This is a genomic window from Streptomyces sp. NPDC001156 (assembly GCF_053598275.1).
In genome coordinates, this window is record NZ_JBSFJX010000051.1 from 15,693 (window position 1) to 30,829 (window position 15,137).

Genomic DNA, 15,137 nt, shown 5'->3' on the forward strand with positions numbered 1-15,137 from the left:
GCTACGGCCGCCGGAAGATCGTGACGGAATGACCGACGTCGTCGATCGCCCTGCTCGTGCGGATCAGCTCTGCGAGCCTGCCCTCGGCCTTGGCGATCGACGTGTCGGACACGGCCAGCAGCCCGTGCACCCGGCTCGGGGGCACCTTGAGCGGGTTGCGCCCGTGGATTCCGTACCAGGACGGCACACCGCTGCCCTTGTAGACGAGCCAGACGTCCCTCTCGTCCGGATAGCGCTCGCGCAGCCGGTCGGCCAGCCGGCCCAGGTCCTGTCCCCAGTCGACGTTGGAATCGTGCAGCCGCAGGTGCGTCTTCGCGGGACCGCCGAACGCCTCGTTGGAGTACGGCAGATAGTACGGATACGTGCGCAGCGAACTGACCGCGACGAACAGGATCAGCACCGCCGTCACGGTGTACGACCATCGCCGCCGCAGGGCGAGCACACAGGCGGCGGCGATGGCGAGGAACACCGGTACGAAGATGGCGTAGCGCACGCCGAGATCGCGTGACCCCTGCATGGCCGCGGCCAGCAGCACCGCCGGGGGCAGCAGCACATAGGGGACGGCGGCGCGCAGTCGCGGCACCGCCACCAGTGCCAGGGCGCCGCAGAGCCACAGCGCCGACATCCCGAGCGGCGTCTTCACCAGCAGCGCGGCCGGAAGGTAGTACCACAGGGAGCCGGTGTAGAGCCGGCCGAAGAGATAGCCGTGCCACGTCGCACTCTCGAAGCCGAACTGGATGCGCATCCCGTCGCGGTACGCGTCGGGGAAGGGCAGCCAGTCGATCAGCAGGGCACGCAGTCCGTGCACGGGGGGCACGTTCGCGGGTGTGCTCCACCGCAGCCGGGGATCGACCGCGAGATAGGCCGCCCATACGACGCCGACCAGGACGGCCGCGACCCCGGCAGCCGCCAACAGGGCGTGCGCCGCGCGACGCGAGCGAGGTGCTGCGCTTGCCTTCGCATGCCAGGAGGACCACGCGGCCAGCGCCAACAGGACGGGCACCGCGGGCAGCGTGCTCATCTTCGTGGCCACGGCCGCACCCGAGGCCAGCCCGGCGAGCGGCAGGTACGGCAGCGGCCGCCGTCGGGCCCGCCACATCAGCCAGGCCGCCATCACCGTGAACCCTGCCGCCGGGACGTCAAGGGTGGCCAAGGAACCGTTCGTGATCAGGTCGGGCGAGAACGTGTACAGGGCGAGCGCCGCGAGCCCGCCCACGGCGCCGATCAGGTCCCGCGCGAAGGCGAAGACGACCAGTCCGAACAGCAGCGTCATGACCATCACCGGCAGCCGCGCCCAGAACATCACCCGCCATGGGTCGTTGCCCGACTCGTACAGCAGTCTCCTCCCCAACCGGCCCTGGTCACCCCGGAATCCGGGTTCGAGACGCGGGTGCGCGAGCACCGTGCCGGTCGCGATGATCAGCTTGCCGAGCGGCGGATGCTCGGGGTTGAACCGCAGGCTGTGCTCGCGGACGTAGACGACCGCCGTGCCCACGTACACAGGTTCGTCGATGGTGGGGGTCTGCTGCACGGCGGTGGTGACCATCGCGAACGCCATCTGCGCCAGCAGGGCGAGGACCGCCGCCATGAGCAGCGGCCGCCGGTGCCGGCGCAGTCGTGCCCAGTGGCGGGCGCCGTTCCGCTCCGGCGAGGATCGACCGGGTGCGGGGAAGCCGGCGGGTGCCGAAGGTCCGTCGTCGCCGGGGGTGAGGAGCGACTGCTGCTCGTATCTCATCGTCCGCGCTCCCCGGTGTCCGTCCCGCCCGCGCCCCCGGCGCCCACGAATGCTGCCATGTCATGTGCTACGTCGGCACGGCGGGAACTTGCTCAACGGCGGGCGTGCCGGAATGCCCGCGGCGGCCTCGGGGTCGTTACGCGGGTTCCACCGGAACGGACAGCGCGGGCCGGCTGCGGGAGACGACGCGCGTTCCACAGGCGTCGACGAGGCGTACCTGGAGCGAGCCGCATCCGCAGCGGGTCCAGATCGTGCTCCCCGCGGCCGTGGTGTGCCGGGACACCACCTGGAACGGTTCGGCGAGGTCAGGCCATCCGCAGTACGGGCAGGCCGGTGCGGGCGCACAAGTCATCGCAGTCTCCCTTCTGCTGTCTGGGCGGAACTGTTCTGCCATCGGCGCGGAACCGTGCCGATGCCACCAGCGTGTGCGCACACCGCCGTTCATGTCCACGTTGACTTGCTCGACCGAACCGTGAAGCGTGGACTTCATGATTGATCTGCGCCGACTGCATGTCCTTCGGGCCGTCGCACACTACGGCACCGTGACCGCCGCCGCGCGCGCCCTGCACTTCACAACGTCCGCCGCCTCCCAGCAGATCCGCCAGCTGGCCCGTGAGCTCGGCGTCGATCTGCTGGAGCCGCACGGCCGCGGCGTACGGCTGACACCCGCCGCCCGCGGACTGCTGGAGCACGCCGACGCCATCGAGACCCGCTGGCAGCAGGCCGAACACGACCTGCGCGCGCAGGAGGGCGATGTGGCCGGTCCACTGCGGGTGAGCGGCTTTCCCGTGGCCGTCTCGGTGCTCCTCGCGCCTATGGCGGCACACCTGGGGGCACGTCATCCGCGGCTGTCCGTGTACATCCGGGAGGCGGGCGTGCCGGAGAGCTTCGATCTCCTCTTCGAGGGCGAGACCGACCTCGCCGTCGTGGAGGTGACGCCGCGCAACCCGCCGCGCGGCGATGGCAGGTTCGACCAGCGGCCGCTCATGGACGACCCGTTCGACCTGGTCGTACCGGAAGGCCACGAACTGGCGGGCCGCGCGTGCGTCGACCTCGCGGAGGCCGCACTCGAACCCTGGATCGCGCCGGTACCGGACAGCCCCTGCCGACCGCATGTGCTCTCCGCGTGCGGCGCGGCCGGTTTCACGCCCGACATCGCCCACCACGCGCTCGACTGGGACGTGACGGCCCATCTCGTCGCCCATGGACTCGGCGTCGCCCTGATCCCGCGCCTGGCCGGGCTGCCCTCACACCTGCCCGTCACCCGTGTCCGCTGCACAGGTGACCCGCACCGCAAGCTCCTGACCTGCGTGCGCGCAGGAGGCAGCACCCGCCCGGCCGTCGCCGCGGCCCTCACGCAGTTGCGGGAGCTCGCGCCGACGACGGTCGGCGTACCTGCGGTGGCGCTCGGCGACGGGCGATGACCGGGGTACGGCTCTGCGATGGCAGACGGAGCCACGCGCTGCACCGCCGAACCCGTCGGGGTGTTGTCGAGCGCAGGTCTGACGGACCCAATTCCGGTTATCCAATGGGCAGTTGATGCTTCAGTCGCGGAATGCGACGTGCGTCCTCGAGTCGGCCATTTGGGTGTTCGTCCGCTTTCGTTTCAGGTCCGGCGTGTCGGATTTCTCGACCCGCCGCACCCGGGGACATGCCATCCGCTCAGGAAATGCGCATGACGAGCCAGATATGTTCCGCGGCCTTTCAGGGACGCGCGTACTCCTGCCGTACCACCACGGCGAGTTGGGCGAGAGCCTCTTCGGCGCCGGTGCGGTCGGACGCGTCGAGCACGGCCAGTGCGTCCGCGGCCGCCTCCCGGACGAGCCGGGGCACCTCGTCGAGTGCGGCCATCCGGTAGGCGATGGTGCGCCGGGCGGCCCGCTCCTCATGGGTCACCCCCGTTGGGCCGGTGCGGGGGAAGACCGCCGCCTCGTACGCGGCGACATGGAGGAGCACTCCGTGGGCGATCCCCTCGGCGTAGCCGCGCGATCCGGCCTCACGCCGCGCCGCCGCGAACTGCGCCAGTGCGCGCCGGCGCAAGGCGAGTGAGACGAGTGCGCCTGCCGCACCCGCGCCCACTGCGGTGACCAGGGCGATCCGGACGCCGCCGAAGAGCGCGCCGATCAGCGCCCCGCTCGCGGCGGTCAGACAGACCAGCCCGCTGACGAGCAGCAGGAGAGCACGAGCGGGCGTGGTCTGGGCCATGGCGTGCAGTGTGCCAGCCGTCGCTGTGAACAAGCGTCCGGACCCCCGTTCGGCGGGCACGCGGACGTGATGTGTGACACGTGTGTCGTGTCGCGCCTGGCGGCCGTCGGCGGATCGTTGCTGCGCAGGGCTTGATCGGTGATCAAGTCCGGGAAATCCGCTGGCCAGAGAGCCTTCCCCGCATTTGACACTTTGTTGCGTGCGCAGATAGGAATCATGCGCGGAAGTGGAGAGGTGGAGCGTGCGCGAGCCCAATGTGATCGGCGACTGGCAGGAATGCGAAGACGAGCATGCCGGCCTGTATGTCCGCGTCCACTCCCTGGAAAAGGCCGAGCCGCCGCGCGGACGCGACGATGCCGCCGAAGGGCTGATCTATTTCCGCTTCCGGGTGACCGTCGAAAACCGCACGGCGGAACACGTCGCACTGCATCTCGAAGACGGTCAACTGGACATTCGTACGGGCCCCGATGGGGAGAGCGCATTCATCGACTGGCGCAACTCGCAATTCATCGAGGGGTTCGACCTGTATCCACTGCGCCGTGCGACAGCCGTCCTGTACGCCGCCGCTCCCGAATGCTCCCTGAATCTTGTCGACATCCAGGTGCAGCTGAAGTCCGACGACGACTGGGCCGACCGGTATCTGTGGTCCGGTGATATGACGGCGCCGGACGGCCTGCCCGGCTCGGGTACCCGGACGGACGGCGCGTCCGAGGGCCTGGCCGGCCAGATCGCCACCTACCTGCACGAGCAGGCGGAGCGAGGGCAGAACTGAGCCGCCGGGCTCATAGGGCAGCCGCCGCGAGGTCCAGGCGACGCGCGGCGTGGACAGGTCTCACTCACGGTAGACGGTCAGCACGGCGCCGTTGATCTCGATGCGCTGCGGAGTGGGGCCCTCGCCGCGGCGCAGCATGGCGAGGCACTGCTCGAAGAGAGCGAGTTCTTCCTCGCTGAGTACCGCCGCTGCGAGGTCCAGCAGCTCGCCGATGGAGGCGTCCGTCAGGTCGGCGGGCAGCTCGCCGGAGAGCAGGACCACGGATTCTCCCGTCGGTCCCTTGACGATGGCGGTAGTGGGCCCGCCGTGTACGAAGAGCAAGGTTTCCCCCATAGGGCCTGGGAGTGCGGCTCAATGGGGCCCAGGCTGGAGGAGAGACTAGCGGCGGATCATGCGTGTTTGGGCCGAAGTGGCTTCTTTTAGCGCAAGCGGCCTGTGGTGCGTTGCGCGCTCTCCGTAGTGGTGGTGGCCGTCAGGGAGTGTCCGAACCGCGGTGCAGCAGCGACTCCACCAGCGCCGCGACATGTTTGCGGTCCTCCGCGGACAGCCGTTGCACACTCGCGATGAGCACATCCACTTCCGGGTCGCTCGAGGCGTCGAACACGGGTACGGACTCGGCCACGGGGGCGTAGAGGTGGATGCCGCAGGCCTCCGCGGCGGCATGGCGGATGGTGTCCAGCGGGAGCCCCAGGCCCTGGGCGAGCCCTTCGAGGGTGGCCGGCTGCGGCATGCGGGCCATGTGATCGGTCGTGGCCAGATGGTGGACCGTCGAGCGGGGGATGCCTCCGCGGCGGGCGACGTCGCCGTACGACCAGCGCTCGCTGTCCAGCCGGTCGCGGATGATCTGCTGCAGTGCGTTGGCCACCGATGGTCACTTCCTGCTCGCCGCCAGGCGGAACTTTTCCGGGTCGGATCATTCTAGGGGCCACTTGAGTGAGTTACGGAAGGTGTTCCCCTGAACCGCTTGCGTAACCCAAGCCACGGCCCCTAGTGTCCAATCTCGTTGGACAGCACGTCCGACAAAGTTGGACGCTACCGGGGGGACCTGACCGCGTCCAGCGGATACACCTCTCGAACCCCAAGGGGGAATCGATCATGATGGATCCTCGTGAGCTCGACGCCGAGTCCGCGGAGCTGCTGCCGGGCCGTGAGGCCCTCGGTCGCCTGAAGTTCAGCTTCCACAAGACCGTGAACGTGGAAAAGCACATCGCCAACGTGTGGGCCACCAACCAGTCGCAGGCGTTCAACGACCACTCCGCGTGGTCGGCGGCGGAGTCGAGTGCCAGCCAGACCATCAACATCCACCAGTGAGCCGGTGCCGTACGGACCGACGCCCCGGCACCGTGCGGCACCCGGTACCGCCGCGGCGACGCATCACCACACCTCCGCCCGCCGCGGCGGTACCACCACTGGGGTACCGATATCCGACGGAATATCACCAACCGTGTGCCGGACGGCGATCCCTGCCCGCCCGGCCCTATCCGGCATGTCAACGAATGCCTTCCGGAAAGGACACGCCATGAGCATGAGCGCCCATGAGCTGGACGCCGAGTCCGCGGAGCTGCTGCCGGGCCGTGAGGCCCTGGGGCGCCTGAAGTTCAGCTTCAACAAGAGCGTGGACGTGAAGAAGCACGTCGCCAACGTGTGGGCCACCAACCAGTCGCAGGCGTTCAACGACCACTCCTGCTGGTCGAGCGCCGAGTCCCACGCCACGCAGACCATCAACATCAGCCAGTAACCCCCGTACGTCGACCGTACGTTCCGCGGACCGCGCCAGGGGCAGGTGCGGTCCGCACCCGGGGGAGGAAGGGCGCACATGACGCTGCTGGGCGAGAACGCCGCGGCACTCTACGACACCGGCCCGGTGCCGGGTCCCGGAGGATTGCCGATGACCTACGGTCAGTTCGCCACGGGCGAAGTGACGGTCGTCGGCCTGCACGAGCCGGTCGTACCCCGGCTGAGCGCTGGGCTTCAACTGCACGGCGAGTACCAGGGGTCGGGGTTCACCGAGCCCAAGTACATCGCCCGTCGGGGGGACGGGCAGGTCGTTCAGTTGTCGCGACTGCTGTACCTGGTCGCGTCATCGATCGACGGCAGCCGCGACATCGAGACGATCGCCCACCGGGTCAGCGCGCGGTTCGGGCGCGAGGTCAGCGCGGAGAACATCCGCTATCTGGTCGAGAACAAGCTCGAACCGCTCGGTGTGACGGTCCCCGAGGGCCAGGACGACGATCAGGTCACCGCGCCCCGGTCGGACCTGCTCCTCGCGCTCAAGGGCCATCGGGTCATCTTCAACGAACGCCGGGTGGCGAAGATCGCCAAGGCGTTCGCCTGGCTGCACAACCCCCTGGTCGTGATGGTCGTCCTCGCCGGCATCGTCGTACTGGACGTCTGGCTGTTCGCCTTCTTCGGCGCGATCACACCCGTGCTCGAGGTGCTCGACCAGCCGGTCCTGCTGCTGGTCGTGTTCGTGCTGACCGTGGCATCCCTGGTGTTCCACGAGTTCGGCCACGCCTCGGCATGCCGCTACGGAGGCGGCCGGCCCGGCTGTATCGGTTGCGGACTCTTTCTCATCTGGCCCTCGATGTACACGGACGTCACCGACGTCTACCGCATCGGCAAGGGGGGCAGACTCCGCACCGACCTGGGCGGCATCTACTTCAACGTCGTCTTCATGCTGGCCATGGCCGGCGCCTACGCCGTCAGCGGTCAGCCGTTCTTCCTCGCCGCCGTCTATCTCGGCCATTTCGAGATCCTCGAACAGCTGATGCCCGCCGTGCGCCTGGACGGCTACTACATCCTCGGCGACCTCGCCGGGGTCCCCGACCTGTACGGCAAGATCAAGCCGATCCTGATCAGCCTGGTCCCGGGCGCGAAGGGACTCAAGGCCCGCGCCGAGGTCGCCGAACTCAAGAAGTCCTCGCGGGTCATCGTCGCCACCTGGGTTCTGACGATGGTGCCGCTGCTCATCGGCGAGCTGGGCTACGCACTGTGGAACCTGCCGCGCATCGCCGCCACGATGATCCGCTCGCTGACCGAGCAGATCATCGGCACCGGTGGCGCGTTCGCGGAGGGAGAGATCGCGGCGGGCCTCATGGGCGTGGTCGGCTGCATCATGCTGCTGTGCCCGATGGCGGGCGTGGTCTATCTGTCGGTGAAGCTCGGCGGACGTCTGTGGCGGGGTGCCGTGAGGTCGACAGCGGGACGGCCGTACCTGCGTCTGGCGCTGTGCGCGGTGCTCCTGACCGGACTCGGCGGCCTCAGCTACGCATGGGTGTCGGGGATGACCCCGGAGCCGCTGCCCAAGAAGCCGCCGATCGCTCCCATACTGCAGCCCGGAGTGTCGACTTCGGCTCCGCCGGCCCGCCGCGCCAGCACACCGGATCCCGGCGACGCTTCGCCGTCGGCCGGCGTCTCGACCACGCCGTCCGCCTCCGCGACCCCGAGCGCCTCGGCGACCCCGAGCGCCTCGACGAGCCCCTCGGGCTCCGCGAGCCCCAAGTCCAGCGCGTCGGCCACCTCGACGGGCCCGGTCGGCCAGCCGACCGGCAGCCCCGGTAGCAGCGGGCAGCCGCCGGCCTCCGAGTCCGCGGGCTCCGGGTCCGCCTCGCCCTCCGGTACGCCGTCTTCGGGCAGTCCGTCCCCATCGATGAGTACGACTCAGCCGCCGGAGAGCTCACCCCCGTCCAGCGCTTCCTGATCACCCCGGGCGACGGCCCGGGGGGTGAGCGGACCGGCCCCGGTAACTGGGCCCGGGGCCGGTCCCTCCGCCGCTTCGCCCGCCGGTGGTGCCTCGCACCCCCGGGCCCGGGGGAGCACCGTCCGACGACATCACTGACGCAGGAGACCCATGTGAACCAGCATCGCAAACCCCGAACACACTCCGTCCTCACCCAACGCGCCGTCCGCGTGGGGCTGTTCGCCGCCGGAGCGGCCGGTCTCGCGACCGCCGTGCCCGCGCAGGCGGCGACAGGGGCGGCGCACTCGGCGGTCGCTCTCGACCAGACGTACAGTCGTGCCGATTTCATTCATCACAGGGACGTCAAGGACTCGTTCACGGTGCGCCAGTTCGGCACAACGCGAATCGGGACCGTGCGGAACCAGGCGACCGCCCTCGGAGTGGGCTGCTCGGTCGACGACCGCTGCCGTTCGGTCGCGTTGTCGTTCCAGATCGTCACGATGGCCGGGAAGCACACGCAGCTGAACGCGATCAACCGTGGCGACGCGATCAACCAGTACTGCAACGGCTGCCAGACCCTCGCAGGCGCCTACCAGTTCGTCGTGTCCACGCCCCGCCCTTTCACGCTGGACAACGCGACCCAGGGGCGGCTGGCGGACATCCACCGGCGACTTGACGCTCTGACGCGTTCGACGCTTTCCGCCGCCGACCTCAGGGCGAAGGCGGACTCGCTGGCGGCGGAGGTGAATGCGGTGCTCCGCGACGCGGTGGCGAAGGCCCCCAAGGGCCCGGAGCGGCCCAATGTCACCCTCCACCGGCACCTGGACGGCTGGCCCGCCCACTGACCGGGCCGGCCTGGGCCCGCCGTCCCGAAGGGTGTGGGACGGCGGGCCCTCACCTGTGCGCCCGGCGATCAGGCAGGACGAAGACGACGGCGCCGAAGAGCTGCCAGGGTGCAGCCGTGCGGGCTGCGCCCGTCGTCGTCCGCCGGCCGGACGGATCGCGCCGGGCAGGCCGTAGGTGAGCGCGTCGGCCGAGGAGCCGGGCGTGGTACGGCGGTTGGGCATGACGTCCCGCTCGGGGGTGGGGCGGGGTCGTGAGCCGGTTCGGGTCGCCTGTCCCGACGCGGTCGCGGGGATTGGCCGGAGATGGTGGTACGGGACGTGCGCGGCAGTACGTACGATGCCGACGCCCCCGGAATTCACAGCTCCTTCACAGCCTGGGGGACATGCGCATGTTCTTGTTCTGGCATGCCCATGACGCATCGCTAGGTATCTGATCCAACGCACTGGTCAGCGACGGTCCCCCGCATGTCGGTGGGGCCGCACCCCCCAACACACGGCGGCGCTCGCCGTCGGTACACCGATGCAACGGATGGGAGAACCATGGCTGGTGGACTGCTCCTGGGCGGCGCGATAGCGGCGCTCCTGACCACCGCACTGCCCGCGCACGACCCCTCCTCCGGGATCGTCGACCCGCCCCCGGACAAGATCGTCATCAAGATCGCCACGGTGAACGGATCCGGCTGCCCGAAGGGGACCGCCGCGGTCGCCGTCTCGCCCGACAACACCGCCTTCACGGTCACCTACAGCGACTACCTGGCCCAGGTGGGAGGCAACTCCGACCCCACCGCGTTCCGCAAGAACTGTCAGCTCAACCTCATCGTCCACGTGCCGCAGGGCTTCACGTACGCGATCGCCAGCGCGGACTATCGCGGCTTCGCCTCCCTTCAGCCCGGCGCCAGCAGTACGGAGAAGGCCTCGTACTACTTCCAGGGATCGTCGAGCACGGCGGCGATCACCCACCCCTTCGGCGGCCCGTACAGCGACAACTGGCAGTCGACGGACGTCACCGACTGGGCGCAGCTGGTGTGGGCGCCCTGCGGCGTGCAGCGGAACTTCAACATCAACACCGAACTCCGTGTCAACGCGGGCACATCGGCCCCCGGCAGTACGAGCTTCATGACCATGGACTCGACGGACGGTGACATCAGCACCGTCTATCACCTGGCTTGGAAGGAGTGCCCCGAGTCCTGAGGTACCCGCCCGCGCGCCGTCGCCGGCTCCCTCGGGGCCGGTGACGGAACGGCAGGTCGGCACGGCCTCTCGCAGCCGGGCCCGACGGAGTTCTCACCGCGCCCGCCGAGTGGTGGCAGCGGCTCACCATGGGCCGCCACTCTCCCAGCCGCGCCCGGCGGGCGTCTCCCGCGCCGAGAGCCGTTCAATTTTGGACGAGCAGTTGTCCAAAATTGGAGTACGCGCTAGCGTGAGGTCATCCAAAATTGGACGACGCAGTCGTCGCTCGCGCACCCCCTCTTCTCTGGAGAACACTCATGACCGTCGCCGTCGAGACCGGACAGTGGCAGCTCGACCGGACCGCCTCCACCGTCGCCGTACGGCACAAGACGATGTGGGGACTGGTCACGGTCAAGGGCTCCTTCACCTCCGTGAACGGCCAGGGAGAGGTGAAGCCCGACGGCAGGGTCCAGGGCACCATCGCTGTGGACGCCGCTTCCCTCGACACCAAGCACGCCAAGCGCGACCAGCACCTGCGCTCGGCGGACTTCTTCGACGCCGAGCACCACCCCGAGATCACCTTCGCGGTACGCGGGGCCGAGTCGCGTGCGGGCGACTCCGCGCAGATCGCAGGCGAGTTGACCGTGCGAGGGGTCAGCCGGCCGCAGTCCTTCACTGCGCGTGTCGCACACGCCGACGCGAACACGGTCACGCTCGAGGCGGAGTTCACGGTGGACCGCACGGATTTCGGTCTGGTCTGGAATCAGCTGGGCATGTTGCGCGGTCTGACCACCGTCGACGCGAGCCTGCGTTTCACGCGGGTCACGGCGTGACCGGCGCGATCGGGAGCGTGCCGGGGTCAAGACCGGGTCTGAGCCCTGTCCTTGGCGATGCCGCGGGCCCACACGACGAGAGGTACCTGCAGCGGAAGTCTCGCCAGCGCCGCGGCCCTGAGCGGTGTGGGGCGGTCCCGCCAGTCGACGGCCATCTGCACATTGGCCGGGAACACTCCCACGAAGAACGCGGCGGCCGCCCGAGCGGCGGCACGACGCGTACGGGGCAGCGCCAGCCCGGCGGCGAGCGCGAGTTCGACAACACCGCTCGTGTAGGTCCACGCCCGGGCCGGCCCCGGCAGGGCGCGCGGGACGATCGCGTCGAACTGCTGTGGCAGGACGAAATGACCGACACCCGCGGTGGCCAACAGGCCCGCGAGTAGCAGGGGTGAGCGTTCCGACCGGGACACGGTTCCTCCTTAGGGGCCTGTGGGCGGATGTTACTGGACGGTAGAACGGGCCCGAACTCAACCGGCGCATGAACGAAGGTGCACGGCGCGTCCGGACGGCGGTGTGGTCGGGTGCGCAGGCACGCCTGATCAAGTCCGAGGATGAGCAACCACGTTGTCGCCGCGATGGCTCATGGCTGCCGCGAAGTGGGGTGTAGAGGACGAGACGTGATGATCTGTCGGCTATGGATCAGGCCTCGCGGAGACCGGATCGCATGTCCTCCGTTCGGGGACTGGCAGCGGCAAACTCCGGTTCCCTAGGATGAAGTGCCCGCCGAGCCGGTTCCGACGGCGCGGCCCGGATCTGGGGGAACGATGCAGTCTGGCAGGCAGTTGTCCACGTCCATCGACGCCACGGTGCCGACGGCCGCCCGAATGTACGACCACTACCTGGGCGGCAAGGACAATTACGCCGCCGACCGGGCAGCCTGCGAGGAGCTCGACAAGGTCGTGCCCAGCACGCGGGCGCTCGCGCTGAACAACCGGCGGTTCCTGCAGCGGGTCGTGCGCACGCTGGCGCAGGAGCACGGCATCCGGCAGTTCCTCGACCACGGATCCGGGCTGCCCACGCAGGACAACGTCCACCAGGTCGCACAGCGCATCGACCCCACCACCCACGTGGTGTACGTGGACAACGACCCGATGGTTCTGGTGCACGGCCGGGCCCTGCTCGAGGAGGACAAGCGCACGGCCGTCATCCATTCGGACATGCGGGACTCGGAGACGATCTTCTCCCACCCGGAGACCCAGCGCCTGATCGACTTCTCGAAGCCGGTGGCCGTGCTGTTCAACTCGGTGATGCACTGCATTCCGGACAGCGAGACGGACGGACCGTCGGCCGTGGTCCGTCGTGTCTCCGAACGGCTCGTGCCCGGCAGTTTCATGGTCATGTGTCAGCTGGTCAGCGAGGACCCCGCGGTGCGTGACTTCGTCACCGGGTTCATGGACCGGGCCACCCAGGGCCATTGGGGACGTGTACGTGAGGAGAAGGACGTCGCGGGCTGGTTCGAGGGACTGGACATCCTGGAACCGGGTCTGGTGGAGGTGTCGACCTGGCGGCCCGACTCCGAGGTGGCACCCCGTCAGCTCACTCAGGAGTGGATCGAGTTCGGCGGAGTCGGGCGCCTCCGCTGATGCTGGTCGGGCGGTCGCCCAGGGCCGCCCTGCCACAAGCCCGGCCCGGCTCACCTCATCGGTCGGAGTAGCGCTCCTTCAGCGTTCTCTGTACCAGGGCCAACGACTCACGGGGGTCGAGGGCTTCGTCGGCGAGCCGGTCGAGCGCCACCCGGTATTCCTCCGTCTCGTCGCGGTCCTCAAGGAAGTTGGCGCTTCTGATGTGCTCCAGGTAGACGATGTCCGGCAGATCCAGGCCGCCGAAGCGCAGATAGGTGATGGGGATCGCCGGAGCCGACGCGTTCGTCACATCCAAGGGCACGATCTGCAGGGTGACATGAGAGCGCTCAGCCATCTCGGCGAGATACTCGAGCTGCTCTCGCATCACCTCGGGGCCGCCCAGTATCCGCATCAGAACCGACTCGTCGAGGATCGCCCAGAGTTGAGGGGCGTCCGGACGAAGCAGCAGCTGCCCCCGCCGCATCCGCAGCTCGACCCTGCGCTCCACCTCGGCGGCCGATGCGGTCGGCAGCCCGCGCTCCACTACGGCGCGCGTGTACGCCGCGGTCTGCAACAGACCGGGCACGTACTGGATCTCGAACGTACGGATGGCGGCAGCCGCCTCCTGCAGCCCGACCAGGCGGTCGAACCACTCGGGCATCAGCCGCTTGTCGTAGCGCTGCCACCAGCCGGGCTCACCGGCGCGCAGCAGCAGCCTGACGAGCACCGAGGCCTCGTAGTCGTCGGCGTCGTACAGCTGCAGCAGCGCGCGCACATCGGCTTCCGTAGGCGGCTTGCGGCCCTTGCCTGCCTCGATGCGCGACAGCTTCGCGGGGCTGAATCCCAGCGCCCGCGCGGCTTGTTCCTGGGAGACGCCCGCGTCCTCGCGCATACCGGCCAACTGCACTCCCACCAGCATCTTCAGGAGTGTCGGAGCGGGCTCCGTCCGGTCGAGATACGGTTCGAGGCGGGAGAGGCGGTGTGACTCGGCGGACATCCTGACTCCCAGCTGGCCGACAGACGACAGGTCTGCATTATCGCACTCCGCCGGGTATTCCCGCATGTGCCGGCAGCACAGGTTCGAATGTGACGGGGTCACACCAGGTGGTCGAACTCCCCGTCCTTCGCGCCGGCCAGAAACGCCGCCACCTCGGCAGGCGTGTACACGAGCGCCGGCCCGTCGGGGTCGCGCGAGTTCCGCAACGCGACCGCCCCGTCGGCCAGGGCGGCCACCTCGACGCAGTTGCCCTCGGCGTTGCTGTGCCGGCTCTTGATCCAGCGGGCGTCCAAAGCACTCGCCCGCACTCCGTTTGGCACTGAAGGCACCACTGTCTCCTTGCTGACGTTCCACCACGGGCCAGCGGCACGGAGGAGAGGACCGTGGAACATGGCCCCCTGGTCTCCTACCCATCATGCAATTTCCCATGCAATTGCATGATGGCGCTGACTGCGTGGATAATAGCGGGCGGCGTCAATCCCAGTAGCGACGCCGCATGCTGACGTCGCATCAAGGAGACGCCGTGTCATCACTACTGCGCAGTGAGTGCCGGGTCTCTTTCCGTGTTGGCCGCTCCCTGATCGGGGAAGGCCGCCTTCGGGTCGCGACGTCATGAGTGCCGCTGTGCCGCAGCGGACGACCGGGGCTTGGCCCCAGACTGTTTGTGGGGAGCGGAAATGACCACACCACTCAGCGAATTGGGGCATGTGCCCTGGAGCGCCATCAAGGATTCCAGCGGTTCGGCAGAGGACATCCCGGTCCTGCTCCAGGACCTCGCCTGGGGTGACGAGTCCACCGCCAAGGAGGCACTCGGCGGCCTGCGGGAACGAATCTGTCAGTACGGTTTCGTGGTCGACCAGGCCACGGCCGCCACGGTCCCCTTCCTGTGGGAGCTGGCCAGGCTTCCGCAGGTGACGTGCCGGGTGCAGATCGTCCGGTTGCTCAAGAGCATCGCCGACGCCCGCCAGTGGGAGAGTACGGCCTCGGCCTATCCCAAGCTGCTCAACTACCACCACAACTACGTGGGTTGGGAGCGGGAGGCCCGCAAGGCCGTGCGCGCCGAGCGCGGTGCCCTGTGTGAGCTGCTCGAGGAGCCTGACATCGAACTCGTCGAGGCGGCGGCCGAACTGGCGTCCACGCTGGCGGCCTGAGTCGAAGGCGCGTTCACCGCGGAGCCCGATGGGGTGCTTGCCAGATGGCCGCTCGGCACGAGATGGTTGCCGTGCGGCAATGATTGCTGTGCAGCACCAGTCAGAAAGGGACGGGCCCGTACGCGCGCCCATGGTCAGTGGACACTTCTCGGCAGTCCTCCCTCGACACCCATCACGTCGTCCTCGGC

18 protein-coding genes are annotated in these 15,137 nt (G+C 69.0%); 10 read left to right on the forward strand and 8 right to left on the reverse strand.

What is annotated here, in order from left to right:
- Position 1: 1 nt before the first annotated feature.
- Together ACWDA7_RS23615 and ACWDA7_RS23620 are read right to left on the reverse strand one after the other, a co-directional pair.
- Positions 2–1,735 carry a phospholipid carrier-dependent glycosyltransferase gene (locus ACWDA7_RS23615; protein ID WP_450606199.1) on the reverse strand — a complete coding sequence of 578 codons (1,734 nt, stop codon included), beginning with the start codon at positions 1,733–1,735 and terminating at the stop codon, positions 2–4.
- Between the two features lie 136 nt (positions 1,736–1,871).
- Entirely contained in the window at positions 1,872–2,087 is a 216-nt protein-coding gene (locus ACWDA7_RS23620) for a hypothetical protein (protein WP_359399713.1), read from the reverse strand.
- 136 nt (positions 2,088–2,223) lie between these two features.
- Here ACWDA7_RS23620 and ACWDA7_RS23625 point away from each other — a divergent pair, with 136 nt between their 5' ends.
- The gene (locus ACWDA7_RS23625) at positions 2,224–3,159 is read left to right on the forward strand and encodes a LysR family transcriptional regulator (RefSeq protein WP_450606200.1); all 936 of its coding nucleotides are present in this window, start codon (positions 2,224–2,226) and stop codon (positions 3,157–3,159) included.
- 280 nt (positions 3,160–3,439) lie between these two features.
- Here ACWDA7_RS23625 and ACWDA7_RS23630 read toward each other — a convergent pair whose 3' ends face one another.
- Positions 3,440–3,940: a hypothetical protein gene (locus tag ACWDA7_RS23630; RefSeq protein WP_450606201.1), complete on the reverse strand. Its 501-nt coding sequence runs from the start codon at positions 3,938–3,940 to the stop codon at positions 3,440–3,442.
- Between the two features lie 241 nt (positions 3,941–4,181).
- On the opposite strand from ACWDA7_RS23630, the gene ACWDA7_RS23635 reads away from it, so the two are divergent.
- Positions 4,182–4,712, forward strand: coding sequence for a hypothetical protein (locus tag ACWDA7_RS23635; RefSeq protein WP_450606202.1), 531 nt, complete (start codon positions 4,182–4,184; stop codon positions 4,710–4,712).
- A 60-nt stretch (positions 4,713–4,772) separates the two neighbouring features.
- On the opposite strand, the gene ACWDA7_RS23640 is transcribed toward ACWDA7_RS23635, so the two are convergent.
- Entirely contained in the window at positions 4,773–5,033 is a 261-nt protein-coding gene (locus ACWDA7_RS23640; RefSeq protein WP_359399725.1) for a hypothetical protein, read from the reverse strand.
- Positions 5,034–5,184: 151 nt separating this feature from the next.
- Entirely contained in the window at positions 5,185–5,577 is a 393-nt protein-coding gene (locus ACWDA7_RS23645) for a helix-turn-helix domain-containing protein (protein WP_450606203.1), read from the reverse strand.
- Between the two features lie 227 nt (positions 5,578–5,804).
- On the opposite strand from ACWDA7_RS23645, the gene ACWDA7_RS23650 reads away from it, so the two are divergent.
- The 6 genes from ACWDA7_RS23650 (at position 5,805) to ACWDA7_RS23675 (ending at position 11,239) form a co-directional block, all read left to right on the forward strand.
- A complete protein-coding gene (locus ACWDA7_RS23650; protein WP_450606236.1) occupies positions 5,805–6,023 on the forward strand; it encodes a hypothetical protein in 219 nt (72 codons plus the stop codon).
- A gap of 208 nt (positions 6,024–6,231) precedes the next feature.
- Positions 6,232–6,450 (forward strand): hypothetical protein, encoded by a 219-nt coding sequence (locus tag ACWDA7_RS23655; protein ID WP_450606204.1) that lies wholly within the window; start codon positions 6,232–6,234, stop codon positions 6,448–6,450.
- A 78-nt stretch (positions 6,451–6,528) separates the two neighbouring features.
- On the forward strand, positions 6,529–8,412 hold the full coding sequence (locus tag ACWDA7_RS23660) for a hypothetical protein (protein ID WP_450606205.1): 1,884 nt from the start codon (positions 6,529–6,531) through the stop codon (positions 8,410–8,412).
- A 152-nt stretch (positions 8,413–8,564) separates the two neighbouring features.
- Positions 8,565–9,236: a hypothetical protein gene (locus tag ACWDA7_RS23665; RefSeq protein WP_450606206.1), complete on the forward strand. Its 672-nt coding sequence runs from the start codon at positions 8,565–8,567 to the stop codon at positions 9,234–9,236.
- 540 nt (positions 9,237–9,776) lie between these two features.
- Positions 9,777–10,427: a DUF4360 domain-containing protein gene (locus tag ACWDA7_RS23670; RefSeq protein WP_450606207.1), complete on the forward strand. Its 651-nt coding sequence runs from the start codon at positions 9,777–9,779 to the stop codon at positions 10,425–10,427.
- Between the two features lie 296 nt (positions 10,428–10,723).
- Positions 10,724–11,239 carry a YceI family protein gene (locus ACWDA7_RS23675; RefSeq protein ID WP_450606208.1) on the forward strand — a complete coding sequence of 172 codons (516 nt, stop codon included), beginning with the start codon at positions 10,724–10,726 and terminating at the stop codon, positions 11,237–11,239.
- 26 nt (positions 11,240–11,265) lie between these two features.
- On the opposite strand, the gene ACWDA7_RS23680 is transcribed toward ACWDA7_RS23675, so the two are convergent.
- The gene (locus tag ACWDA7_RS23680; protein ID WP_450606209.1) at positions 11,266–11,649 is read right to left on the reverse strand and encodes a DoxX family protein; all 384 of its coding nucleotides are present in this window, start codon (positions 11,647–11,649) and stop codon (positions 11,266–11,268) included.
- Positions 11,650–12,003: 354 nt separating this feature from the next.
- Between ACWDA7_RS23680 and ACWDA7_RS23685 the strand changes: the two genes are divergently transcribed.
- The gene (locus ACWDA7_RS23685; protein ID WP_450606210.1) at positions 12,004–12,822 is read left to right on the forward strand and encodes an SAM-dependent methyltransferase; all 819 of its coding nucleotides are present in this window, start codon (positions 12,004–12,006) and stop codon (positions 12,820–12,822) included.
- Between the two features lie 55 nt (positions 12,823–12,877).
- On the opposite strand, the gene ACWDA7_RS23690 is transcribed toward ACWDA7_RS23685, so the two are convergent.
- Both ACWDA7_RS23690 and ACWDA7_RS23695 read right to left on the reverse strand, forming a co-directional pair.
- Positions 12,878–13,798, reverse strand: coding sequence for a helix-turn-helix domain-containing protein (locus ACWDA7_RS23690; protein ID WP_450606211.1), 921 nt, complete (start codon positions 13,796–13,798; stop codon positions 12,878–12,880).
- A 98-nt stretch (positions 13,799–13,896) separates the two neighbouring features.
- Positions 13,897–14,127 carry a DUF397 domain-containing protein gene (locus ACWDA7_RS23695; protein ID WP_360997384.1) on the reverse strand — a complete coding sequence of 77 codons (231 nt, stop codon included), beginning with the start codon at positions 14,125–14,127 and terminating at the stop codon, positions 13,897–13,899.
- Between the two features lie 348 nt (positions 14,128–14,475).
- On the opposite strand from ACWDA7_RS23695, the gene ACWDA7_RS23700 reads away from it, so the two are divergent.
- The gene (locus ACWDA7_RS23700) at positions 14,476–14,949 is read left to right on the forward strand and encodes a hypothetical protein (RefSeq protein ID WP_450606212.1); all 474 of its coding nucleotides are present in this window, start codon (positions 14,476–14,478) and stop codon (positions 14,947–14,949) included.
- Positions 14,950–15,137 lie beyond the last annotated feature (188 nt).

Excerpts from the sequence above, each read along its gene's own strand:
- ACWDA7_RS23615 (WP_450606199.1), bottom strand. The coding sequence starts at position 1,735 with ATGAGATACGAGCAGCAGTCGCTCCTCACCCCCGGCGACGACGGACCT.
- ACWDA7_RS23620 (WP_359399713.1), bottom strand. The coding sequence starts at position 2,087 with ATGACTTGTGCGCCCGCACCGGCCTGCCCGTACTGCGGATGGCCTGAC.
- ACWDA7_RS23625 (WP_450606200.1), top strand. The coding sequence starts at position 2,224 with ATGATTGATCTGCGCCGACTGCATGTCCTTCGGGCCGTCGCACACTAC.
- ACWDA7_RS23630 (WP_450606201.1), bottom strand. The coding sequence starts at position 3,940 with ATGGCCCAGACCACGCCCGCTCGTGCTCTCCTGCTGCTCGTCAGCGGG.
- ACWDA7_RS23655 (WP_450606204.1), top strand. The coding sequence starts at position 6,232 with ATGAGCATGAGCGCCCATGAGCTGGACGCCGAGTCCGCGGAGCTGCTG.
- ACWDA7_RS23660 (WP_450606205.1), top strand. The coding sequence starts at position 6,529 with ATGACGCTGCTGGGCGAGAACGCCGCGGCACTCTACGACACCGGCCCG.
- ACWDA7_RS23670 (WP_450606207.1), top strand. The coding sequence starts at position 9,777 with ATGGCTGGTGGACTGCTCCTGGGCGGCGCGATAGCGGCGCTCCTGACC.
- ACWDA7_RS23675 (WP_450606208.1), top strand. The coding sequence starts at position 10,724 with ATGACCGTCGCCGTCGAGACCGGACAGTGGCAGCTCGACCGGACCGCC.
- ACWDA7_RS23685 (WP_450606210.1), top strand. The coding sequence starts at position 12,004 with ATGCAGTCTGGCAGGCAGTTGTCCACGTCCATCGACGCCACGGTGCCG.
- ACWDA7_RS23690 (WP_450606211.1), bottom strand. The coding sequence starts at position 13,798 with ATGTCCGCCGAGTCACACCGCCTCTCCCGCCTCGAACCGTATCTCGAC.
- ACWDA7_RS23700 (WP_450606212.1), top strand. The coding sequence starts at position 14,476 with ATGACCACACCACTCAGCGAATTGGGGCATGTGCCCTGGAGCGCCATC.